General features: G+C 69.8%; 25 protein-coding genes. 11 read left to right on the forward strand and 14 right to left on the reverse strand.

Annotated elements, in window-relative coordinates; genetic code table 11:
• The coding region (locus Q0R63_RS17365) for an LLM class flavin-dependent oxidoreductase (RefSeq protein WP_295700070.1) at positions 1 to 757 on the reverse strand (757 nt) is incomplete at its 3' end.
• Positions 758 to 841: 84 nt separating this feature from the next.
• Complete coding sequence (locus tag Q0R63_RS17370) at positions 842 to 1,408, reverse strand: dihydrofolate reductase family protein (RefSeq protein WP_295700073.1); 567 nt, start codon at positions 1,406 to 1,408, stop codon at positions 842 to 844.
• A 555-nt stretch (positions 1,409 to 1,963) separates the two neighbouring features.
• On the opposite strand from Q0R63_RS17370, the gene Q0R63_RS17375 reads away from it, so the two are divergent.
• From Q0R63_RS17375 to Q0R63_RS17400, 6 genes are all read left to right on the forward strand, one after another.
• Positions 1,964 to 3,067, forward strand: a complete 1,104-nt coding sequence (locus Q0R63_RS17375; protein WP_295700076.1) for a hypothetical protein — start codon at positions 1,964 to 1,966, stop codon at positions 3,065 to 3,067.
• Positions 3,064 to 4,146 carry a response regulator transcription factor gene (locus Q0R63_RS17380; RefSeq protein ID WP_295700078.1) on the forward strand — a complete coding sequence of 361 codons (1,083 nt, stop codon included), beginning with the start codon at positions 3,064 to 3,066 and terminating at the stop codon, positions 4,144 to 4,146. The genes Q0R63_RS17375 and Q0R63_RS17380 overlap by 4 nt, the downstream gene beginning before the upstream one ends.
• Before the next feature lie 448 nt (positions 4,147 to 4,594).
• Positions 4,595 to 5,872, forward strand: coding sequence for a cellulase family glycosylhydrolase (locus Q0R63_RS17385; RefSeq protein WP_366521165.1), 1,278 nt, complete (start codon positions 4,595 to 4,597; stop codon positions 5,870 to 5,872).
• Positions 5,873 to 5,921: 49 nt separating this feature from the next.
• Positions 5,922 to 7,001: an IS630 family transposase gene (locus Q0R63_RS17390; RefSeq protein WP_295700082.1), complete on the forward strand. Its 1,080-nt coding sequence runs from the start codon at positions 5,922 to 5,924 to the stop codon at positions 6,999 to 7,001.
• A 37-nt stretch (positions 7,002 to 7,038) separates the two neighbouring features.
• Complete coding sequence (locus Q0R63_RS17395; RefSeq protein WP_295700084.1) at positions 7,039 to 7,257, forward strand: hypothetical protein; 219 nt, start codon at positions 7,039 to 7,041, stop codon at positions 7,255 to 7,257.
• 168 nt (positions 7,258 to 7,425) lie between these two features.
• Positions 7,426 to 7,692 carry a hypothetical protein gene (locus tag Q0R63_RS17400; protein WP_295700086.1) on the forward strand — a complete coding sequence of 89 codons (267 nt, stop codon included), beginning with the start codon at positions 7,426 to 7,428 and terminating at the stop codon, positions 7,690 to 7,692.
• Positions 7,693 to 7,788: 96 nt separating this feature from the next.
• Here Q0R63_RS17400 and Q0R63_RS17405 read toward each other — a convergent pair whose 3' ends face one another.
• On the reverse strand, positions 7,789 to 9,723 hold the full coding sequence (locus tag Q0R63_RS17405; RefSeq protein WP_295700089.1) for a beta-L-arabinofuranosidase domain-containing protein: 1,935 nt from the start codon (positions 9,721 to 9,723) through the stop codon (positions 7,789 to 7,791).
• A 133-nt stretch (positions 9,724 to 9,856) separates the two neighbouring features.
• On the opposite strand from Q0R63_RS17405, the gene Q0R63_RS17410 reads away from it, so the two are divergent.
• The 4 genes from Q0R63_RS17410 (at position 9,857) to Q0R63_RS17420 (ending at position 11,965) form a co-directional block, all read left to right on the forward strand.
• Positions 9,857 to 10,864 (forward strand): LacI family DNA-binding transcriptional regulator, encoded by a 1,008-nt coding sequence (locus tag Q0R63_RS17410; protein WP_295700092.1) that lies wholly within the window; start codon positions 9,857 to 9,859, stop codon positions 10,862 to 10,864.
• Positions 10,865 to 11,082: 218 nt separating this feature from the next.
• Positions 11,083 to 11,295, forward strand: coding sequence for a winged helix-turn-helix domain-containing protein (locus tag Q0R63_RS24660; protein ID WP_366521164.1), 213 nt, complete (start codon positions 11,083 to 11,085; stop codon positions 11,293 to 11,295).
• Positions 11,247 to 11,594, forward strand: a complete 348-nt coding sequence (locus Q0R63_RS17415) for a nucleotidyltransferase domain-containing protein (protein ID WP_295700095.1) — start codon at positions 11,247 to 11,249, stop codon at positions 11,592 to 11,594. The genes Q0R63_RS24660 and Q0R63_RS17415 overlap by 49 nt, the downstream gene beginning before the upstream one ends.
• A gap of 92 nt (positions 11,595 to 11,686) precedes the next feature.
• A complete protein-coding gene (locus tag Q0R63_RS17420; RefSeq protein ID WP_295700097.1) occupies positions 11,687 to 11,965 on the forward strand; it encodes a hypothetical protein in 279 nt (92 codons plus the stop codon).
• A 152-nt stretch (positions 11,966 to 12,117) separates the two neighbouring features.
• On the opposite strand, the gene Q0R63_RS17425 is transcribed toward Q0R63_RS17420, so the two are convergent.
• Positions 12,118 to 12,507, reverse strand: coding sequence for a hypothetical protein (locus Q0R63_RS17425; protein WP_295700099.1), 390 nt, complete (start codon positions 12,505 to 12,507; stop codon positions 12,118 to 12,120).
• Between the two features lie 133 nt (positions 12,508 to 12,640).
• Between Q0R63_RS17425 and Q0R63_RS17430 the strand changes: the two genes are divergently transcribed.
• Positions 12,641 to 12,943 (forward strand): antibiotic biosynthesis monooxygenase, encoded by a 303-nt coding sequence (locus tag Q0R63_RS17430; protein ID WP_295700102.1) that lies wholly within the window; start codon positions 12,641 to 12,643, stop codon positions 12,941 to 12,943.
• Here the strand turns inward: Q0R63_RS17430 and Q0R63_RS17435 are convergent.
• From Q0R63_RS17435 to Q0R63_RS17480, 10 genes are all read right to left on the reverse strand, one after another.
• The gene (locus Q0R63_RS17435; protein WP_295700104.1) at positions 12,933 to 14,450 is read right to left on the reverse strand and encodes an amidase; all 1,518 of its coding nucleotides are present in this window, start codon (positions 14,448 to 14,450) and stop codon (positions 12,933 to 12,935) included. The genes Q0R63_RS17430 and Q0R63_RS17435 overlap by 11 nt on opposite strands.
• A 109-nt stretch (positions 14,451 to 14,559) precedes the next feature.
• On the reverse strand, positions 14,560 to 15,795 hold the full coding sequence (locus tag Q0R63_RS17440; RefSeq protein ID WP_295700105.1) for a DUF692 family multinuclear iron-containing protein: 1,236 nt from the start codon (positions 15,793 to 15,795) through the stop codon (positions 14,560 to 14,562).
• A gap of 12 nt (positions 15,796 to 15,807) precedes the next feature.
• A complete protein-coding gene (locus Q0R63_RS17445) occupies positions 15,808 to 16,050 on the reverse strand; it encodes a hypothetical protein (RefSeq protein ID WP_295700107.1) in 243 nt (80 codons plus the stop codon).
• Between the two features lie 98 nt (positions 16,051 to 16,148).
• A complete protein-coding gene (locus Q0R63_RS17450) occupies positions 16,149 to 17,591 on the reverse strand; it encodes an aldehyde dehydrogenase (protein WP_295700109.1) in 1,443 nt (480 codons plus the stop codon).
• Between the two features lie 97 nt (positions 17,592 to 17,688).
• Positions 17,689 to 17,889: a tautomerase family protein gene (locus tag Q0R63_RS17455; RefSeq protein ID WP_295700111.1), complete on the reverse strand. Its 201-nt coding sequence runs from the start codon at positions 17,887 to 17,889 to the stop codon at positions 17,689 to 17,691.
• Positions 17,889 to 18,716 (reverse strand): fumarylacetoacetate hydrolase family protein, encoded by an 828-nt coding sequence (locus Q0R63_RS17460; RefSeq protein ID WP_295700113.1) that lies wholly within the window; start codon positions 18,714 to 18,716, stop codon positions 17,889 to 17,891. Before Q0R63_RS17460 ends, Q0R63_RS17455 begins: the two co-directional genes overlap by 1 nt.
• Positions 18,716 to 20,773: a 4-hydroxy-2-oxovalerate aldolase gene (gene dmpG, locus Q0R63_RS17465; protein WP_295700116.1), complete on the reverse strand. Its 2,058-nt coding sequence runs from the start codon at positions 20,771 to 20,773 to the stop codon at positions 18,716 to 18,718. The genes Q0R63_RS17460 and dmpG overlap by 1 nt, the downstream gene beginning before the upstream one ends.
• Positions 20,770 to 21,564: a 2-keto-4-pentenoate hydratase gene (locus Q0R63_RS17470; protein WP_295700119.1), complete on the reverse strand. Its 795-nt coding sequence runs from the start codon at positions 21,562 to 21,564 to the stop codon at positions 20,770 to 20,772. Before Q0R63_RS17470 ends, dmpG begins: the two co-directional genes overlap by 4 nt.
• A gap of 152 nt (positions 21,565 to 21,716) precedes the next feature.
• Positions 21,717 to 22,376, reverse strand: a complete 660-nt coding sequence (locus tag Q0R63_RS17475; RefSeq protein ID WP_295700154.1) for an IclR family transcriptional regulator — start codon at positions 22,374 to 22,376, stop codon at positions 21,717 to 21,719.
• A 3-nt stretch (positions 22,377 to 22,379) separates the two neighbouring features.
• Entirely contained in the window at positions 22,380 to 22,610 is a 231-nt protein-coding gene (locus Q0R63_RS17480) for a hypothetical protein (RefSeq protein WP_295700122.1), read from the reverse strand.
• Positions 22,611 to 22,691: the final 81 nt, after the last annotated feature.

Here is a 22,691-nt window from a genome sequence, read left to right on the forward strand (position 1 = left end):
CCGGATAGATGGTGTCTCCGGCCGCCTGGAGGCTGTCGCCGACGAAACCGAAGACGTGCCGACCGACCTGCAGAGACTCCGGGGGGTGGCCGGCCTGCGCGCCCGCCCGACGGTAGAGGTCGATGAGTGGCGCGAACTGGCGCGGCTCGCCCCCGATGATCGCGACCATGAGCGGCAGTCCCAGCAGGCCGGCCCTCATGAACGACTCGGGGGTGCCGCCGACGCCCACCCAGATCGGCAGGGGGTCCTGCACCGGCCGCGGGTAGACGCCCTGGCCGGTGAGGGCGGGCCGATGCTGCCCCGACCAGGTGACCCGCTCCGACGCGCGGATCGCGAGTAGCAGGTCGAGCTTCTCGGTGAACAGCGAGTCGTAGTCGGCGAGGTCGAGACCGAACAGCGGGAACGCCTCGGTGAACGACCCGCGCCCCACGACGAGGTCGATCCGCCCCTTGGCGATGAGGTCGAGCGTGGCGAACTGCTGGAAGACCCGCACCGGGTCCGCCGCGCTCAGCACCGCGACCGCGCTGCCGAGCCGGATCCGCGACGTCAGCGCGGCGGCCGCACCGAGGATGACGGGCGGCGCCGAGTCGTAGTACTCCTCGCGGTGGTGCTCACCGATGCCGAAGGAGTAGAGCCCGCTCTGCTCGGCGGTGACGATCTCCTCGAGCAGGTGCTCGAGGCGCTCCTGCGCTCCCACCTCCGAGCCCGTTCGAGGGTCCGTCACGGCCGAGACGAAGCTGTCGACTCCCACATGCATGCCGCCATGCTGTCACCACGGCCGACCGGGTCCGAGGGCGCCGTCACCCTGACGTATGCCGCCGCCGTCCGTCGCCCGCACGGGTCAGGCGGGGTTTCGCACCCCGTGGCGCACGTAGATCACGCCGTTGTCGAAGCGTCGGTGGTCCAGCAGCTCGAGGTCGAGTCGCACCCCCCGGGGCAGCGCCGGCTTGCCGCCGCCGACGACGACCGGGCACAGGAGCAGCACGCACTCGTCGACGAGGCCGTGCCGGAAGGCCTCCGCCGCGATGCCCGCGCCGCCGATGCTGAGGTCCGAGCCAGAGCTCTCCTTGAGCCGTCGCACCGCCTCGGGCTCGAACTGACGCTCGATCCTCGTGCGCACGGTCGAGACGCCCGTGAGCGAGGAGGAGTAGACGATCTTGTCGGTGTCACGCCAGATGCGGGCGTACTCACGCACCACGGCGGGCTCGCTGAGGAGCCAGTCGTCGCGTTCCCAGACCCGCATCGTCTCGTACATGCGTCGCCCGTAGAGCGAGGTGCCGATGTGCCGCTCGTGCTCGTTCCAGAACGCGTGCACGTCCTGGTCAGGCACGGACCAGTCGAACGAACCGCTCTCGTCCTCCAGGAAGCCGTCGAGCGAGACGTTGGCCGCGTAGATCAGCTTGCCCATGGAAACCTCCGCCGTGACGAGAGCAACACGCTAGGGCACCAGCGGCCCGGGCACGGAGCTCAGGATCGAGTCCAGGGGCACGAGCAGGCCCATAAGGAGGCCGAGCTCGAGGCGCTCATCGACCGACGGGAACGTCACCTCGCCGTTCTGGCAATGACCTGTCCCATGGTGTGCGCCTTCGGTTCGAGGTGCGTTCTCGTGTACCGACCTCCGAGGCGCGAGAAAGTCATCGGCTCGCACCGCCCTCGGCTACGTCACGCGCTTCGCGGTCGAGAAGCCCTACCTGGACCGGTATGCCGTCCAGCAGGCCGGCGGTCGGACCATCCTCGAGTACTGGATCCCGGCCGAGGACCTCGAGGAGTTCAACCGGCACATCGTCGGCCCCATCGAGGTCGTCGCCGAGTTCCGCCAGGCACCTTCGCGAGTCGTGCTCAGCCCGGAGCCGAGGTCGTCAGTCGGTCAGTGCCACCCTCGGCGCAGGGCCCGACGCGGGCACATTGTTCAGTGCCAGCCCTCACGTCCGAAGACCCGCCGATCCCTAGTTTCGGTGCACTGGTGTGCGCGGGCCCCCTGGTCCTGGCCGGCACCTCCGTGATGCGGCGGATGCCACGGGCCTCGAGGGTCGCGGCGCGGCCCATCATGTGGCCCGCCGCCTGCTGGGCGGTGACGCTCACCGCCGGCGAGGTCTGGGAGGTCGCCCCCGTCGTCGGTTCACCGACACGCGACCTGAACCACGGCCTCGACGCCACGCTCTTCGTCATCCTGCCCGCCTTCTTCGTCGGGGCTCTCACCGCCGGTATCGGCTGGATCGACCTGACCGTCCGCATACCGACGTCACCGTCGGGCGGCCCCGCCCCCCGCCCCTCCACGGTCGACGTCGAGCAGTACCTCTCACGGGCGCTGGCCGACCCGTCGATCCGCGTGCTCTGTCCGGTCGATGGCGCGCAGAGCTGGGTCAGCGCCGCCGGTCAGAGCGCCGCTCCGGAGACCGGGAGAGACGACCGCGCGACGACGGTGATCGTCCGCGGATCGCACGTCATCGGACTCATCGACCAGGATGCGGCAACCACCGCCCACCCCGATGCCGTCGAGCTCGTGGCGACCGGTGCGGGCCTCATCATGGAGACCGAGCGCCTGCGGGCGTCCGCCACCAGCGACCTCGAACAGGCCCGGTTACTGGCGGAGCGGATGCTCGTCGCCTCGGACGAGCCGCGATCGGCCTTGCGCGCGACGCTCGTGAAGGGCCCACTGGCCGAGCTCGACTCGATCGCTGACGCCCTCGCGAGCGGGACACCGGTCGCGGACGTCGTGGCCCGGCTCACCGCCGTCGCCGCCGAGGTGCGAGCCATCTCGCACGGCATTCTTTCCGCGTCCCTGGCGACCGGTGGGCTGCGCGCCTCGCTGAGCGGCCACCTGGTGCCGGGTCGTCGGTACTCTCCGGTCATCGAGATGACCAGCTACCTGGCAGCGCAGGCTGACCCGGCCGCCACCGTCGAGGAGCGGATGGGCGAGAACGGTCCGCTCCTGCTGATCCGCACCAGCCCCGCGCCAGCGGCTGACGTGCGTGATCGCGTGACGGCTCTGGGAGGCACGGTGTCGAACCAGGACGGCGGCTGGATCATCGGCCTCCCCCTTGGAGCCGGGCCGGACCGCCCATGACGACCACCACCCTGCTGGCTTGGCCACGCGAAGCTCCCGGGCCGACACCGGCTGTCCGCGCGCGGGTCGAGGAGCACGGTGGTCGGTTCCCGCACCGGGCGGGGTTGGCCCTGTTCACCGGGACGGGCGACGCCGTGGCGACGGCCGTCGAGTGGCAGCAGGCGGAGCAGGACCAGGCCGCGACCTCGCTCGCGCTCCACGTCGCCGAGGTGACCTACCGGGCCGATGCCCCGGAACCCGCTGCCGTCGAGCTGGTCCGGCAGCTCGCTGAGCGCGGGTACGCGGGGGACATCCTCGCCACCGAGGTCGTCCGGATGCTTCTGCCCTCGCCGGCCCCCGCCCACTGGTCGGACGAGCTGGCGACGTCCATCGGGGAGCCCGCTCAGCTGGTCCACTCCCTCGTCTGGCCACGGAACGTCGATGCCGCGCCGATCACGGTCGCCGTCGCGGAGGACGTCGCGCTGATCCGAGCCGGCCTGGTCAGCCTGCTGCGCGACGACGGCTTCGCGGTCGTCGGTGAGGCCGGTGACTACGACTCGGTGCTGACCGTCGTCCGGGCGACGCGACCGCGCCTGCTCATCACCGACGTCCGGATGCCACCCGAGCAGGCCGACGAGGGACTGCGCGCGGCGTCGTTGCTGCGGACCGAGCAACCGGGGCTGGCCGTGCTCGTGCTCAGCCAGTCGGTGCGGGCCAGCGCCGCCGCCAACCTGCTGACCGAACAGACCGCGGGCCTGGGATACCTGCTGAAGGAGCGCGTCACCGCACTGGACGAGTTCCTCGATGCCGCCCGCGCGGTGGCCGCGGGTCGGACGGTCATCGACCCGCTCATCACCGACGAGCTCCTGTCCCGCCACGGGAATCGCGACCAGCTCGCTGCCCTGGCCGACCGGGAACGCTCCGTCCTGGAGCTCATGGCTCAAGGGCTGTCCAACAGCGCGATCGCCGATCGGCTCTCCCTGTCGGCTCGCACGGTGGAGTCGCACGTCCGCTCCATCATGACCAAGCTGGACCTGTGGGAGGACCCGGCGGGCAATCGCCGTGTCCAGGCGGTCATCCGGTGGCTCGACCTGTCCTGAGCCGTATCTCCGGGTAGCCGGCGCAGCCGGCGGGGTCGACCTACGTCGCCAACCTCGACGAGGACCACCTCCCGGACCCCGACCTCAAGGCCGGGCTGGCGGCCTCGGTCGCGCCGGCCGACTCGTTCTTCCTCTACGCCAAGCTCGAGATAGACCTCATGGAGATGGAGTCGGAAGAGGCGCGGACCCGAGCTTTGCGGCGGGCACATGCGGGTCGCATACGACGGGAACACCGATACCGCGAGTCGGGGATAGCAGACGAAACCTCTGTGCCGTTGACGTCAGTTCGAGCGCTGGCGTATTCTTCTCGGCAGGTGAATCCATCGCTGAGCAGCAGTGAAATGGACGGACCAGTGAAAGTAAGGGGCATTGTCTTGTGATCTCACGCACACGCGGTCGAGCGGTCTCCACGAAGGTGGTGGTCATTGCGCTCGTGTTGGTGCTCGCGGTGCTGGGTCTATACATATTTCTTAGCAATCGTGGTCCTGTTTTGTCCAAGGGCGTTCAACCGCACACGGGAGCATCGAAAAATGGTGCGACGGGCACGCCTGGGACGCCCGGGACGCCGAGTTCGACCAGTGGTGGAAATTGGTGGCGCACCAGCGGCACCAAGATCCTTGACGCCTCGGGTCAAACGGTCTTTCTTCGGGGGGCCGACGATGGGCAGATGGCCACGCAGGGCTGGACATCCTCTTCAGTACCCAATGTCGCCGAAATGAAGAACTTGTCGGCCTGGAGATTTAGTTTTCTCCGCCTCGCCATTTCGTGGGCCAATCTTGAGCCAACTATTCCGACAGGCTCACCGAGCGCGCTGACGCATACCTGGAACCAGACCTACTTGAGTGAGCTCGATGGTGTGGTCAAACTTGCACAACAAAACAACATCCGCATAGTCCTGGATATGCACCAAGCAGGAGGCTGGTCACCAAAGTTTGGTGGGGAAGGACTGCCGGGGTGGCTCTATCCGCAGCAGGTTTCGTGCACGGCACAGGCGGCCTGCACGAACACCAACGCAGGCCCTTGCGAGTTCCTCACCAATACCGCCGAGGCCGGAGTGCCGATTCAACCCCAGCAGGGGTTGATTGCGGCTTGGAAGATGGTTACCTCTCGTTATCAGTCTGATGCCACCGTGGTGGGTGTCGATCTATTCAATGAGCCCCAGAGCTGTACAAAGGCCGGGCAACCGCGGACTTACCATCTGCCGACTGCGTCGGACAACCCGCTCGATGCCTTCTATCGACTGGCAGGTTTGGCTGTGCAGTCAGTCAACCCACATCTGCTCTTGATCTATGAGGATGACGCATATGAATCTTACCTTCGTGTGGGCAGTGCCCTGACGGGTCGTCTTGACCTGCCGAATGCAGTGTATTCAACGCACTACTACCCTGATTCCTGGGGTCAGGGCAATCTACCAGGCTCCTGCAAGCCGCTACCGAGTCCCTCTGGTCAGGCGACGATGATGGCCTACCAACAAAGAGCCGCACAGTTCGACCAGCCGCTGTACATTGGAGAGTTCGATGGTTTCCGCCTGACGCGAGAAGGCAAAAAATGTCGCCTTCTGCAAAGCGTCAGCGGGGCCTCGAACGATCTGCTGAGTCTGATGACCTACGCGAAGGACAATGCCATCAGCTGGTCGCTCTGGAGATATGACGGTGGGCAGTCGATGGTCGACAGTGCGGGTAAGGCGCGCCAGCCGCTGATTGGCGACTTGCAAACTGGGCTCTAGTGTCGCGTGTCGGAAGTGACTTTCTAGTCATGAGTTGAGACAATGGGTTATGTCGCGAGTGGAGCCGTTGGTGTTGCGGGCCGGGGACGAGAAGATCCTGCGAGGGTGGCTGCGGTCCTCGACGGTGGCGGCCGGTCTGGCGCAGCGGGCGCGGATCCTGGTGCTGGCGGCCGAGGGTCACAGCAACTCGGAGATCAGCCGGCGGGTCGGGGTGAGCCTGCCGACCGTGCGTTCCTGGCGGAACCGTTACGTGAGTGGAGGATTGGCAGCCCTGGACGACCTGCCCCGCTCGGGAAGGCCGTCGGTGCACGATGAGCAGACGATCATCGCGGCCACGTTGGACCCGCCGCCGGAGAGGCTGGGGGTGACGCACTGGTCCTCGCGGCTGCTCGGCGACCACCTCGGAATGAGCTTCGCGACGGTCGCGCGGATCTGGCGGCGGTGGGGCTTGAAGCCGTGGAAGGCGGAGACGTTCAAGTTCAGCACGGACCCGGAGCTCGAGGCGAAGATCCGTGACGTCGTCGGGCTCTACCTCGCCCCGCCGGCGAACGCGGTCGTGGTCTGTATCGACGAGAAGACCCAAATCCAGGCCTTGGACCGGACTGCGCCGATCCTGCCGCTGCGGCCAGGGATACCCGAGAAGCAAACCCACGACTACAAACGCAACGGCACGACCACCTTGTTCGCGGCGCTCGAGATCGCGACCGGGCTGGTGACCGACCGGTGCTTCCAGCAGCACACCAACAAGGAGTTTCTCGCTTTTCTGAAGCAGGTCGCCCGCGCCTACCCCCGCGTCGAGCTGCACGTCGTCTGTGACAACTACGCCACCCACAAGCACCCCAACATCCAAGCTTGGCTGGCCAAGCACCCCCGGGTCCACATGCACTTCACCCCGACCAGCGGCAGCTGGCTGAACATGGTGGAGATCTTCTTCGGGATCATCACCCGCCAAGCCATCCGCCGCGGCACCTTCCACAGCGTGGCCGACCTCGAGGCCGCGATCGGCGCCTACATCGAGGGCTGGAATGACCGCGCCCACCCCTTCACCTGGACCAAGAGCGCCGACGAGATCATCACCCACGCCAAACCCTCACCCCACCAGAAGAAGACTTACAGCACGCGACACTAGCTGATGATCCACCACCTTCGCGGACGGCACGGGTCGCGTGGCGCGCCCCGTCACCTATGCGCTGCTCGCCGACGCCGGCTACCGGGTCAGCACAGACGTCTCGCTCGAGAGTCGTTCGTCGTCAGATCGATCGACCGGTACCAAGCAGGACCGGGTTCGCGACGACGTCGTGAACCACGCCCCCGACACCTTCAGGATCAGCGACATCCGCCTCTCTCTGCCCGAGATCAGTGACCCACCATCCGGCTCGTCCTGAAGGCGCTGGAGCGCGAGGGCAAGGTGGCCGCTGAAGGAACTGACCGTCGGCGCCGTCGTGGATGAAGAACCCCTGTCGATGGCACCATGCACGAATGGAGACAGTCACGCTCTGGCGGCCCACGGGACCTGCGGAGCTCGCCCTGGTGGAGGCGTCGGGCTGGCGTGAGTGGCCGCCTCGGCTGCCGGAACAGCCGATCTTCTATCCCGCCCCAAACGAGGAGTATGCGACGACGATCGCCCGGGACTGGAACGTCAGGGCCGGCGGCGTCGGCTACGTCACGCGGTTCGCGATCGAGAAGCCCTACCTCGACGGTATGCCGTCCAGCAGGCTGGTGGTCGGACCATCCTCGAGTACTGGATCCCGGCCGAGGACCTCGAGGAGTTCAACCGGCACATCGTCGGCCTCATCGAGGTCGTCGCTGAGTTCCGCTAGAGGGACCGACGCGCGGCGACGCCGCAGCCGAAGTACAAGCGACTTTGCGAAAACTGGGAATCCGATGCGGTCTCGTCCTCTTACGGATCGGGTGGGTCAGGCCAGCGGGATCCAGACGCGCATCGCCTGCGGTCCACGGTTTGCCCAGAGGTGGTATGGGATGGCGGTCAGCCGGACCGCGCGGGTGGCCGGCTCGGGCTCGGAAGCGAAGTCGAGCGTCCGGTATGGGGTCGTCGCAGCGCCACGGTGCCTGTCCGGCGCGGCGACCACCTGGCCCGCGGCATACAGGACGGTCGTGCCGCCCAGCAGCTCCGGTCGCCACTCGACCGTGAGCGGCGTGGCCGGGTCGATGCGGACGTCCTCGATGACCACCTCGTCGCCCTGGTCGGGCTGCTCGAGCGCGTAGACCAACGGGCCGCGCTCGAGGGCGACGCAGCCGCGCACGGCGTCGACGCGCTCGTCGGCGACCGTCAGGCGCGGCTCCATCGGGAGGACGAGCTCGACCGCGGCGCCGGGGGTCAGGTCATGCGTGGTGCGGGCGTAGGTGCCGGCCGGGGCCGGGGCGCCGTCGAGGGTCGCGCCCAGCGCCCAGACGGGGATCCGGAAGGCGATCTCGGTGGGCCCGTCGGGAGCCTCGTCGACGTGGACGACGACGCGTCCGTCATAGGGGTAGGCCGTCTCGACGCGCACACTCCAGCCGCCGAAAGCGATTCTGGCGGGCGCGTACTGGTGGATCTGCAGTCCCGCGTCGGTCCGGGTCGCGACGTAGGAGTCGAGGCTGGACAGCATGCGCATGATGTTGGGCGGGCAGCACGCGCAGTCGAACCAGCCGCGTCGACCGTGCGCCGGGCTGCGGCTCTCCTCCGGCTCCGCGTCGGTGCGCAGCTGGAGCGGGTTGACGTAGAAGTACTCGGTGCCGGCCAAAGAGAGACCGGACAGGAACCCGTTGAGCAGGATGCGCTCGATCTGGTCGCCGTAGCGGGCCTCGCCCGTGGCGAGCAGCAGGCGCCAGGCCCACTGGATGCCGCCGATCGACGCGCAGGTCTCGGCGTAGGCGCGGTCGACCGGCAGCTCGAAGGCATCGCCGAACGACTCGCCCTCCCACCGTGCGCCGAGCCCGCCGGTGAGGTACTGCTGCGAGCGCTCCATCGCGGCATACTGGCGGCCGAGCGCCTCGAGCAGCTCGGTGTCGCCGGTCTCGACGGCGACGTCCGTCGCGCCGGCCGCGAGGTAGACGGCGCGCACGGCGTGTCCCTCGGGGTGAGGCGTCTCGCGCACAGGGAGCCGGTCGGAGAAGTAGGTCGGCTCCTTGCCGTACCTCTCCATCAGCCCATGACCGCGCGCCTCGACGAAGTACCGGGCGAGCTCGAGGTATGCCGCGGTGCCGGTCTCACGGTAGAGCTCGACGAGAGCGGTCTCGACGACTGGGTGCCCATCGACATCCTGCCGGTCGCCGAGCCCTGGCCGACCGTCGCCGAAGGTCGCGACGAGGTGGTCGGCGAGCCTGGTCGCGACGTCGAGCAGCTCGCGGTGACCGGTCGCGCGCGCCTGGGCGACTGCGGCCTGGAACAGGTGACCGGCACAGTAGTGCTCGTGGCTCCAGGGCAGCTCGCGATAGCGCTCGCCCTCCCGCAGCTGCACCACCGAGTCGAGGTAGCCGTCGTCGGCCTGGGCGCGGGCCAGCAGGTCGGTGACGCGCGTCTGCAGGGCGAGCAGGTGCTCGTCGTCGCCCCGGCCGAGCTCCCAGGCGGCGGCCTCGAGCCACTTGTGGACGTCCGAGTCGGCGAAGATCGGTCCGATGGCGTCACCCTCGGCCTCGCCGGCGAGGATCTCGAGGTTGCGCAGGTTGCCCGCGCGCTCGAGCTGCTCGGCGCCCTGCGGGATCGAGTCGGACCGGTTCGCGGCCTGTCGCGCGGCCCACAGGCCACCCGTGATGCTCGCTTGACGGAGCCCGAGGGGGTGCAGGACGGCGTGTGCGCGGCGGGTGGGCGATGCGGGGCCGGCGGCGGGTCGGACGCGGAGGCTGGTCATGCAGGCCCACTTTCGAGGAACAGGAGGAACGCGTTTTCCTGACCCTAGGGTCCACCTTTGGACACGTCAACCCTTGGTGCCGAAATCTGCCGGAATACAGGTTCCTGGTGTTCCACTGCCTACACTGACCACCATGGCCCGGCCCACACCTCCCGTGCGCATCATCGATGTTGCGGCCCTGGCTGGGGTGTCACCCAGCACGGTGTCGAAGGCCTTGAACAACACCGGAGCACTGACGGACGAGACTCGGTTGCGGGTGCAGAAGGCCGCCGAGCGCCTCGGGTTCGTGCCGGACGCGGGCGCTCGCTCGCTGGCCGGCCGTCGCTCCTACACGGTCGGCCTGCTCAGCACGGACTCGGCCGGACGGTTCTCGCTGCCCGTCGTCCTTGGCGCCGAGAACGCCTTGGTCGGCGGCCAGCTCTCCGCCCTGCTGGCCACCGCACGACACGACGCCGTCCGCGAGGCGCACCACATCCGGGCCTTCGTGGCTCGCCGCGTCGATGGCATCATCGTGACCGGTCGCGTCACGAACCCGCGGCCGCCCATCGAGGTACCCATGCCGGTCGTCTACGCGTTCGCGCCCTCGTCGGACCCCGCTGACGCCTCGGTCGTGCCCGACGACGCTGCCGGCATCAGCCAGGTCGTCGCACACCTCCACTCGTTCGGCCGGCGCCGCGTCGCGCACGTGACCGGCCCGAGCGGGCACCATGCGGCCCGGGTCCGGCTCGACGCGCTCGTCACGGCGCTCGCGGAGCACGAGATGGCGTTGGTGGGTGAGCCGATGTTCGGCGAGTGGTCCGAACGGTGGGGCCGCGTGGCCGTGGACCGACTGCTCGATGGCGGGGCCGAGCCCGATGCGATCGTCTTCGGCTCCGACCAGCTCGCGCGCGGTGGCGCCGACCGGCTGCGCGAGCGCGGGGTGCGGGTGCCGCAGGACGTGGCGATCACGGGCTACGACAACTGGGAGGTGATGGCCGAGGCCTGCCGGCCGCCGCTGACCACCGTGGACATGGACCTCGAACGGCTCGGCCAGCGCGCCGCGGAGCTGCTGCTGCAGGCGATCGCCGGCGAGCCCGTGTCGGGCGTCGAGCTCATGCCGCCAAGGCTCGTCGTACGCGAGTCGACCCTCGGGGACGGCTGACCACCGTCCGGCTAGGGCCGCGCTACCGGCCGGGACAACGTGACGGAGGGGTGACCGCGGCGGGGTGGGGTCAGCGCTAGATGGCCGGGCAACAGGGTCGTGCCTACCGTCGTGTATCAATATAACGAAAGGATAACCTCCATTAAATGAGAACGAAGGCCCCACTCCTTGCTCCGATCTTCCGGTCGGACGGGTAGGCGCGCCTGCTCTCCACCCTGTTGCTCACCGGCGACGAACTGAGTGTCACCGATCTCGCCGAACGGGCCGGCCTGGCCTACCCGACTGCACACCGCGAGGTCGCGCGCCTGAGGGACGCCGGAATCCTGAGCGAGCGACAGGTGGGCCGCACGAGGCTGATCCGCGCAACGGGGAGAGCCCGCTGGTGGAACCCTTGCGCGAGATCCTCACGATCGCGACCGGTCCGGTGGTGATCCTGGCCGAGGAGCTTGCTCGCATCCACGGGGTCGAGTCGGCGTTCCTCTACGGCTCCTTCGCCGCGCGACTTCTCGGGGATGCCGGTCCGGCACCGCACGACATCGACGTCATGGTGCTCGGTGAGCCCGACGTGGACGCGGTCTACGAGGCGTTCGCCCGGATCGAGGCCGCGGTGCACCGTCCGGTGAACCCGACGATCCTGACCGCCGAGGAGTTCGCCGCGCCCTCCGCCTTCCTGGACAACGTGCGCAGCGGTCCGGCGGTCACCGTGATCGGGGAGCTGCCGTGGCGCTGACTCCGCTCACCCGCGTCCAGCAGGCGATGGGTGCGCCAGGGACGCTCAGAATCCCTTATGCGTCGGGGGCCCCAGAGTCGTAGCGTGCCGTCATGGACACCGTTGAGCAGGTCTTCGCCCAGGGAGAGTCGGCCGGAGCCGCGTGGGCCCTCGGCTGGGAGGGCGAGGCTGCCGAGGGAGTGACCTGGCTGCGCCTCACCACGTCAGACGGCTCCACGCACAAGGGTGGCTACCGCAGTCCATCGCTGCCGTCAGGCACGCCGGTGTCGTTCTACACCGGGAGCTCGGACCGGACCCCGAATGGCGCCGTCCTGCGCGTGCCGAGGGAGGTGACGGAGGCGGAGGTCTCCACGTCCGATGGCATCACTTAGTCGGTCCAGCTGGTGCCGCACCCGGCGCACCGGAACGCTCTGGTTGGCGTGCTGGTGTATCCCGCCGGCACGAAGATCGAGTCGGTCACCATCGCAGACGCGGTCGGCCGACACGACGTGCCGATGACGCAGCCTCAGGTCTGATCAACACCTCACGACAGCGCAGCCGCCAACCCCGCGCAGTCCTTCGGGGTGAGGGTGAGGTTCGGGTGCCGGATCCAGCCGAGCCGGTCGATACCGCGAATCCGCTCGCGCAGCTCGAGGCACACGCCGGCCCGCGAGTTCGTCGCGAAGGTGAGCCCCAGGTCGGTGACCCCGAGATGAGCCGGACCGGCCGTCTTGATGAACGCGTAGGGGCCGGTCAGGCTCACCGACGCGATGTTGTCCAGGGTCGTGTCGATCCGCCACGGACCGAAGCGGGCGGTGAGGTGGCCGTCCACCACGACGATCGACGTGGTGTCAGGGGTTACGCCGAAGAGTCGGGCCGGTCCCAGATACCGGTCTTCGAAGTCGAACGGGAAATGTGCGGCATCGGTGGTCATCATCTGGCCATACCCACGTCCGCCCATCGGCACCGACGAATAGGGGCACCCCGTCGCTCGTGGCTCCCCGGACACCGAGGTGGCCGACGACCATGGGTTACCGTCGGGCTACTGACCCAACGAAGGAGCACCCATGAACACCGTTGCCCTGGTTGTGAAGCTCGTCGCCAAGCCGGGAATGGAGGACACGGTCGCGAACTTCCTGACGGGAGCCCTCGAGCTTGCCAACGCCGAGCCCGGCACCGCGGTCTGGTTCGCTCTGCGCACCGACACGGCGACCTTCTGGATCGTGGACTCCTTCCCGAGCGACGTCGAGCGCCAGGCGCACCTGACCGGGCCGATCGCCGCTGCTCTGATGGAGAACGCCGACGCGCTGCTCGCGGTCGCGCCCGAGATCATGCCGGCCGAGGTCCTTGCGGAGAAGGTCACTGCCTGATCGACGGCTGCTGGGGGAGCGCCGGGTCGAGCTGGGCGTAGCGGTGGAACCACGGCTGCGCCTCCTCGAGCTGGGCAGCCACCTGGAGCAGCAGCCCGTCGGCGCCGAGGCGTCCGACGAGCTGCACGCCGAGAGGCAGACCGGTGTCCGTCCAGTGCAGGGGCACACTGATCGCGGGCCGTCCGGTCAGGTTGGCGAGCTGGGTGTAGGGCACCCACGCGAGGTTGTCTGCGATGAGCTGGTCGAGCACTCCCGTTGCCGCGAGCAGCTTTCCGGCCCGCACCTTCGCCATCACCCGCGCGGCGCCCTGGAGTCGGTGGGGCAACGTGAGTGCACCCACCTCGGGCGGGGGAGTGGCCAGCGTCGGCGTGAGGAAGAAGTCGTAGGTCTCGTGGAACGCGGCGAGGGCGCGGACGTAGTCGTTGACGTTGGCGAGCGACCGGATCAGCGCGAGCATCCCGGCCGCCCGACCGAGCTCTGCGGACGCCAGCGTGTCGGCTTCGAAGTGACTGTCGGGCGAGCCCAGGCGCCGCTTGACGTCGGCGACCTGACCGTGGAGCTGGGCGAACCAGATGGTGAGGAAGTCCCGGGCGAGCGCCTCGTCGTCGTGCGGTGGCGAGACCTCCTCGACGTCGTGCCCCAGCTCGGTGAGCAGTGCCGCGGCGGACTCGACCGCGGCGACCGCCTCGCGGTCCGGGTGAGCGTTGATGGCGGAGGAGCAGGAATAGCCCACCCTCAGAGTGCCCGGTGGCCTTGTGACCATCTCGGCGAACGGCACGGGAGGAAGCGCCGCTGCGTAGCCGGCACCGAGGTCGGGGCCGATGATCGCGTCCAGTAGTGCGGCACTGTCACGCACCGTCCGGGAGACGACCCCCTGGGTCACCATCCCGAACATCACCTCGCCGGTCTGCGGGCCGTAGGGGCCGATCCCGCGGCTGGTCTTGAGGCCCACGAGACCATTGCAGGCGGCCGGGATCCGCACCGAGCCACCGCCGTCGTTCGCGCCGGCGGCCGGCACGATGCCCGCCGCGACCGCTGCACCGGACCCCCCCGACGACCCGCCCGGGGTGCGAGTGGTGTCCCAGGGGTTGCGGGCGGCGCCCCACAGCTCCGGCTCCGTGATGGCCTTCGCGCCGAACTCGGGCGTGTTCGTCTTGCCGAAGATGACCAGTCCCGCGTCGAGGAAGCGCTGCGTCACCAGGGCATGGTCCTCAGCGACGTCGTCGGCCAGGGCCCGGGAGCCGTTGGACGTGGGGAAGCCCGCATACTCCTGCCCGAGATCCTTGACCAGGAAAGGAACTCCGGCGAAGGAGCCCGACAGCCCTGGGTCGTCCGCTCTCGCATCCGCGACCTCGGTCAACTGGGCGACGACCGCGTTGATCGTCGGGTTGACCGCGTCGCAGCGTTGCCGCGCCAGGGCCAGCAGCTCGATGGCGGTGACGGCTCCCTCGGCCACCAGGGCGGCCAGGGTCGTGGCGTCAGAGGTGAGGTAGTCGCCGAGATCCATGGCCGGAGTCTAGGAGGACACCTCCGCGGCGGCGGAACGACGCACGAGCGCATCGGCGTGAAGGCGACATGGCGCTATAGGTACGAGCCGTTGTGGCGACTGGCCCGCGTCAGGTGATGAGGGCCAGCAGCTCCGGCCGAGTCTCCAGCCACGCGGTGAAGGCGCGGCTCTGCTCGTCCCGCCAGGCACTGGCGGGCGTTGCGGCCAGGAACTCGGTCAGCACCGCCTCGGTGCGCGCGGTCCCCAGCGCCGTGAGCAGCAGCCCGAGCGTCGCCTCGTGGTGGCGCACCAGCAGCGACAGCCGGGACTGGTCGGTGAGGGCCCGCATCAGGTCGGCGCCCGGGTCGGCGATCGTCAGGTCGTCGGACGCGCGGGTGGTGTAGGCCAGGAGCTCGGCCTCCCGGCGGGCGGTCGACACGGTGCTGGCCGTCTTGGGCACCGGCGCTCGCTCAGGTCGGGACGAGGTCGCGGCAACCGCGGGCAGCGCTGGTATGAAGGGCAGCTGGGTGATCCGGTGCATCGACGTCAGCACATCGCGCAGGCCCACGACCCCCTGGGCGGCCAGCGACACGGGCACGGCTTCGTAGATCACGGCCCGCACCCGAGGCAGCCGCGGGACGACGGCTGCTGCGAGCTCGAGCAGCTCGGGGTCGATCGGCCCGACGTGCGCGTCGAGGTAGTAGCCGTCGGTCTCGAACCCGCCGGCCAGGTGCACCTCCCACACCCGCTCGAGCGGCAGCTCGGCGAGGTAGTCGTCGACCGGCTGGCGGCCGTTGCGCGCGTTGGTCCAGATGTTGTGCAGGTCGAGCACGATGCCGCAGTCCGCGCCCTCGGCGATCGCGGCGACGTACTCACCGTCGCCGAGGTCGCCCGGCACCGGCTGCAGGTAGTTCGTCGGCGTCTCCACCAGGAACGGCCGGTCATACCGGCGCTGGTATGCCGCGATGTGCGAGATCGCGGCGGCCACCCCCTCCGGTGACTGGACCGGGGGCAGGAGGAAGCCGGCATACGACTCGCCGGCCGCGTTGAACGCGAGGTGCTCGCTCCAGTGGACCGCGCCGAGGGTGCGCGCGGACTCCGCCGACGCGATGACGCCGCCCTCGTCGGGTGCCGTGGTGCCGCCGACGGGGAAGCCGACGCCGTGCGCCAGCAGCGGTCGCCCACAGGCGCGCAGCCAGGCGAGCGGCTCGGGCGACATCACCCGCCCGCCGCCGAACCTGCTCTCCCACAGGGTCTGCGGTTCGACCTCGACGACGTCAACCAGGTCCTCGATCCCCGACCAGAGCTGGTCGAGGGAGCCGAGCGCGATGATGCCGACGCCGAGGTCGAGCCGCGACCATCCCATGACGAGGCGACCTCAGCCGACCTGGAACCCGGTCACGGCCACGGGCCGGATCTCCAGCTCGGGCGTCACGAAGAACTCCTCGAAACGCTTGAAGTCGATGAGGATGCCGGAGTTGCAGCCGCCGCACCCGAACCGGTCGAAGATGCTCGCCTGCACCTTCTGGAACGACTCGAGGTTGCCGAGGATGTCCCCCGGGAGATGCACCGTCACCGCCACCTCACGCGGCGGGATCGGCTGGGTGTTGAGCTCGCTCATGTTCTTGTCCTTCCCTTGGTCGTCGGCCGCGGCGTCTGCTGCGGTCAGGGGAAAGAGGGCCACCGGACGCCGACTGATACCGGTGGGGCGACGCGGGCTCAGGCCGAGTCGACCTGCATGATCACGGCTTTGGGCTCGGTGAAGAACTCGCGGCTGAAGTTGCCGCCCTCGCGGCCGATGCCCGAGGAGCCGACTCCACCGAAGGGCGCCCGCAGGTCGCGGATGAAGGAGCAGTTCACCCAGACCGTGCCGACGTCGAGCCGCGCCGACACCCGGTGGGCCCGGCTGAGGTTCTCGGTGAACAGCTGGGCGTCGAGCCCGTAGGGCGTCCCGTTCGCGAGGGCGACCACCTCGTCCTCGGTGTCGAAGGGGTGCACCACCACCACCGGCCCGAAGATCTCCTCGCGGACCTGGGTGGAGTCCAGGGGCATGTCGACGAGCACGGTGGGCCTGACGACCCAGCCCTCGCCGAGATCTCCGGTGGCGATCCTCCCGCCCTCGGCCTCGACCGTGTCGAGGTAGCCCTTGACCTTGGTGAAGTGCTCCTCCGTGGCCAGTGGACCGAATTCCGTTGTGGGGTCGAGTGGGTCGCCGATCTTCATGGCCTCGGCCTTGGCCACGAACCGGGCCAGGAACTCGTCGAAGATCGGCCGCTGGACGTAGAGCCGGCTGCCCGAGAGACAGATCTGGCCCGCGTTGCGGAAGATCGACTGGATCGACCAGTCGACGGCGTTGTCGAGCTCGGCGTCGGCGAACACGATGTTGGCGTTCTTGCCCCCGAGCTCGAGACTGACCGGCGTGAGGTTCTTCGCCGCGGCCGCGGCGATGATCCGCCCGGTGCCGGTCTCGCCCGTGAAGGTGATGCGGTCGACTCGAGGGTCGGTGGTCAGTGCCTCCCCGACGGAGTCCGGGCCGTAGCCGTGGACCACATTGAGGACGCCGTCGGGGAAGCCCGCCTCGATCGCCAGCCGGCCCAGGATCGCGGCGGAGGCAGGGGTGTCCTCGGCCGGCTTGAGGACCACGGTGTTGCCCCAGGCCAGGGCGGGCGCGACCTTCCAGGTCTCGAGCATGAGCGCGAAGTTCCACGGGGCGATGGGCCCCACCACGCCGGCCGGCTCGAAGCGAACGTAGGCGTGGTGGCCGGTGTCCATCGGCAGCGTGTCGGCGACGGCCATCTTGGCGTGGTCGGCGAAGAACCGGAAGTTCAGCGCGGCCCGCGCGACGTCGTGCCGACACTGCGCCAGCGGTTTGCCCATGTCGCGGCTGTCCGCGGCCGCGAGCTCGTCCGTGTGCGACTCCATCAGGTCGCCCAGCCGGTGCAGCAGCTCCTGCCGGGTGCCGAATCCCATTCTGGGCCAGGGACCCTCGTCGAAGGCTCGGCGGGCGGCGGCAATGGCGAGGTCGGCTTCAAGCGCGCCACCGAGTGCCACCTCGGCCCAGGACTCGCGGGTCCAGGGGTTGACGGTCACGAAGCGCGAGCCGTCGGCCGACTCGATCTCCTTGCCGTCGATGATGTGGCCGAAGAACGGGGTGACGTCCATGGCGGGCCTGCCTTCCTGAGCAGCTGCACGATGAGGGTGTTGTCGGGTCCGGTTGAGGACGTTCGGCGCTGGTGGCCGTATGCCGCGTCGTCACCCGTCAGGGGCGGCCGGCGGCGCGCTCGGCGATGGTGACGTCGCCCGCCGCGAAGTGCGTGCTCGGCACCTCGCGGACGATGACGCGGATGCTCGTCACCGGGGTGGCGAGCGTCTCCGAGACCGCCGCCGTGACCGCGCTGATCATGGCGCGAAGGCTCTCGGGCGCACGCCCCTCGGTCAGGGTGATGTCGACGATGGGCATCAGGGACCTCCGTTGATGAAGACCGAGCCGAGAGAGGTGAAGTGGCAGGCCACGGACGATCCCGGCGGGGAGTAGACGGCGTCGGTCATCCCGCCGGTCAGGACGATCCAGCCTGCCTCGATCGCGAGGCCGCGCTTGGCGAGCTCGTTGGCGGCCAGCGCCAGGGCCTCGCCGGGGTGGCCCTGGACGGCAGCGCCGGTGGCGCTGTCGACGACGACCCCGTCGACCTCGACCAGGACGGCCTCCAGCGAGAGGTCGAGCCCGGCCGGTGGCAGTGCCACCGGTCCGAGGGCGAAGGCGCCGGTGGACGCGTTGTCCGCGACGACGTCACCGGGCGTGAACCGGAAGTCGCGGGAGCGGCTGTCGATGACCTCAGCCCCGGCATACACCGCACCGACGGCGGCCACGGCCTCGGCGCAGGTCACGCCCGGGCCCTCCAGGCGCTTGCCCATGACGAAGACGATCTCCGGCTCGATACGCGGATGGATCAAGGCGGACTGCGGGACCGGGGCACCGGGCGGCAGCACCATGGCGTCGGTCAGCCACGCCACGAACGGCGAGTCGATGCCCATCCGCTGCTGCTTGGCCCGGCTGGTGAGCCCCAGCTTGACCCCGACGAGCCGCTCGCCGCGCTCGAGGCGGGCGGCGAGGTTGAGGTCCTGGATCTGGTAGCCGGTCGCGACATCGAGGTCCGGCCACTCGTCGGTGAACGGCTCGCGGTCGCGGCGCTCGCCCTCACAGGCCAGCAGCTCGGCGGCGACGCTGGCCACGTCCCATCGAGTGCCCGCCGTCGTGCCCGCCGTCGTGCCCGCCATGGTGGTCGCCATCACCGGACCCCCGTCCCCGCGAGGTCACCGAGCTCCTGCTCCTGCTGGAGCTGCAGGGCGATGTCGATGATCATGTCCTCCTGGCCGCCGACGTAGCCGGCCTCACCGACCCGCTCGAGGATGGCGTGGGCCGGCACGCCGTAGCGCTCGCCCGCCCGCTCGGCGTGCAGGAGGAAGCTGGAGTAGACGCCGGCATACCCCTGCGTGATCGAGGCGCGGTCCATCCACGGCAACCGGGGGATGAACGGCCGCACGACCTCCTCTGCCGCGGCCAGCACCGCCTTGAGGTCGATCCCGGTCCTGACGCCGAGGCGGTCGAAGGTCGCGGCCAGCACCTCGGTGGGGCTGTTGCCCGCACCGGCGCCGAGGGCGCAGAGGGCGCCGTCGATCTGCTTGGCCCCGGCCTGGTACGCCAGGACGGAGTTCGCCACGCCGAGGGAGAGGTTCTGGTGGCCGTGGAAGCCCACCTGCGCCTGGCTGCCGATCTCGTCGAGGAGGGCCTGCACGCGTTCCTGGGCGTCGGAGAGCACGAGGGCCCCGGCGCTGTCGACGACGTAGACGCACTCGGCGCCGGCATCCACCATGATCCGGGCCTGGGCAGCCAGCGCGGCGGGGGTCGCCCGGTGACTGAGCATCAGGAAGCCGACGGTCTCCATGCCGAGGTCGCGGGCCGCCCCGAAGTGCTGGAGCGAGACGTCGGCCTCGGTGCAGTGGGTCGCGATCCGGGCGACCGTGGCGCCGATCTGGTGCGCGTGCCGCAGGTGCTCGACGGTGCCGAGGCCAGGCAGCATGAGGACGGCGATCTTGGCCCGGGTCGCCTCCTCGACGGCGGCCTCGATGAGGTCGAACTCGTCGACCCGGGAGAAGCCGTAGTTGAAGCTCGACCCGCCGAGGCCGTCGCCGTGGGCCACCTCGATGACCTCGACGCCGGCGCTGTCGAGGGCGGAGACGACCCCGCGGACCTGCGCCTCGGCGAACTGGTGCTGCATGGCGTGCGACCCGTCGCGCAGGGTCGAGTCGGTGATGCGGAGGTCGCGTATACCGCGAATACCGTTGGTGCTGCTCATGTCAGTGCTGCTCATGTCAGGGCTCCTGCCTTCTCGGTCGACGCGTCCTCGGCCGTCCAGCCGGAGGCGATGCCGAGGGCGGTGGGCGACGAGCATGTCGCCGACGCCGGCCGCGGCGGACGTGATGATGTCGAGGTTGCCGGCGTAGTCCGGCAGGTAGTCCCCGCGCCCCTTCACCTCGATGGGCACGTTGACGCGGGCCAGACCGTGCCAGATGTCGCGCGGGTGGTCGTACTGCGGGTCGGCGCGCAGGTGATAGCCCGGCACGTACTCCTGGACGGTGGCGACCATCGCCTGGATGGACTCGTTGAGCCGGTCCTGGAGCGGGCCGGGCTCGGCCGCCTCCGGGGGGATCGCGCAGAACACGGTGTTGCGCATCATCATCGGCGGCTCGACGGGGTTGAGGATGATGATCGCCTTGCCCCGCCGCGCGCCTCCCACCACCTCCAGCGCGGCCGCGGTCGTGTCGGTGAACTCGTCGATGTTGGCGCGGGTGCCCGGCCCCGCCGACTTCGACGAGATCGAGGCGAAGATCTCGGCACACCACACCTCCACCACGCTGCTGACCGCCTTGACGATGGGCGTCGTCGCCTGGCCCCCGCACGTGATCATGTTGACGTTGACGGCGTCGAGGTTGAAGTGCAGGTTGACCGGTGGGCAGACATAGGGCCCGACGGCCGCCGGGGTGAGGTCCACGGCGATGATCCCCGCCTCGGCGTAGCGGGGCGCATTGGCCTCGTGGGCCTTGGCCGAGGTGCACTCGAAGACGATGTCCGGAAGCTCCGCCTGCGCGAGCAGCCAGTCGACTCCTTCGGGGCTGGCCTCGAGCCCGAGCGACGCGGCCCGCCGCAGGCCGTCGCTGCGGGGATCGACCCCGATCATGTAGCGCGGCTCGATGGTCTGGCTCCGGCGCATCAGCTTGAACATGAGGTCCGTGCCGATATTGCCGGGGCCGACGATCGCGGCCACCCCGCGGCGTGCTGTGGTCATGACGTCTCCTTGGCGAATCGTGCTGTGACGGAGCCGAGCCCGGCGAACGTCGCGGTGAAGGTGTCGCCCGGCTCGACCACGGCCATCGCGGTCACCGAGCCGGGGAGGACGACGTGGCCCGCCTCGAGGGTGATCCCGAGGGCGCCGACGGTGTTGGCGAGCCAGACGAGCGAGTTGAGCGGCGACCCGAGGACGGCGCCGCCGGCGCCGGTGGCGAAGAGCGTGCCGTTCCGGTGGAAGGTGCAGCCGGTCAGTCGCAGGTCCACTGCCGACACGTCGGTCGGGGTGCTGCCCAGGACCACCCCGCCCGAGGAGGCGTTGTCGGCGATGGTGTCGAGGAGACCGATCTTGCAGTCCGCGATGCGGCTGTCGACGATCTCGAGGGCGGGCAGGACGAAGTCCACCGCCGCCAGGGCCTCGTGGACGGTCACGCCCGGTCCGCGCAGCGGCCGCTTGAGGACGAAGGCGATCTCCGGTTCGATCCGCGGCTGGAGGAAGTGACCCGCCGGGATGGCGACGTGCTCGAGGTGGAAGAAACTGTCGAGCAGGTGCCCGTAGTCCGGCTGGTCCACGCCCAGCTGCTTCTGCATGGCCACCGACGTCAGCCCGACCTTGTGCCCCTCGACCCGTCGTCCTCCGGCGACCAGCGAGCGGATCTGCAGGAGCTGGACCTCGTAGGCATCGGCGAGGTCCATCCCCTCGTAGGTCGTCGTCAGCGGGTCGATCGGTTTGCCGGACGCGTAGGCGCCCAGGAGCCGGCCGGCAGCGGTGGCGAGGGTGGCGGCGTCCACGCGGGAGCTCTTCTCACTCGGGGGGAGGGGCCGTGGTGACGGCGGCTCGACCCTCACGGTAGTGAGGAGGACCGAGTCGCTCGGCCCGCGTTCCGCACGGGGGAACGCCCGCGGCATACGGCATCCGGCGAGGGTGGGCGCGTGGTGGCGCGTCAGCCCGGCCGGGTGCGACCAATGCGCCGCGCGGCCTGTCCGACGAGCCGGGCGAGGCGGTCCAGCTCGGGGGTGATCCGCGCGGTCGGCCCGAGGACCGAGATGGCGGTGGTCGCCCGACGTCGCGAGTCGAGGATCGGCACCGCCAGCGTGGTGACGTCGTCGAAGGACTCGCTGCTGGAGGTGGCGAACCCGCGCCGCCGGACCTCGACGAGCTGCCGGTCCCAGTCGTTCTGGGTGCGCACGGTGTGACTCACCCGTGGCGGGAACCCGGCGTCGCGGCGGGCCTGGGCCGCCTCGGGGTTGTAGGCCGCGATCGCCTTGCCGGAGCTCGTGCAGTGGGAGGGGAAGCGGCGACCGGCGTGGCCGAGGATCCGCTCGTCCGCGCTGGTCTCGAGGCGCTCGAGGAAGACCACGTCCGGACCGTCGGCGACCGCCAGGTTGACCGTGTGCCCGGTGGCCTCGGCGAGCCGGCTCATGATCGGGAGGGCGACGTGGCGGACCGCGTTGCGGGCCTGGGCCAGCTGGCCCAGCTCGTAGAGGTGGAGCCCCAGGCGATAGCTGCCGGTCTCCGGGTTCTGCTCGACCATCCCCCGCGAGCACAGGGTGGTCAGCAGCCGGTGCGCGGTGCTCTTGGCCACGCCCAGCTTGCGCGCGATGTCCTACACCCCGAGCTCGCCGTCGACGGCGAAGCACTCCAGCACGTCCAGGGCAGACGCCACCGACTTGACGCCTCCCACCGAGGGCCGGCCGAGCGCGCGCCACGACCGTCGAGGCGTGGTGGTGCACCAGGCGGGCTCCGCGGCATTGAGCGGTCCCGCGGCGTCCTGCGGTCCCGCGGCGTCCAGCGGTCCCGCGGCATACAGCGGTTCAGGAACAGACAGCGCGGCCATCGTTCTCCTCACTGAGATTTCGGCCGCAGTGCCATCCGGGGACCTCAGGTCGTCGCGGTCGCTTCAGGGGCAGTCTCCCCC

Source organism: Lapillicoccus sp. (assembly GCF_025353065.1).
Lineage (GTDB): Bacteria > Actinomycetota > Actinomycetes > Actinomycetales > Dermatophilaceae > Lapillicoccus.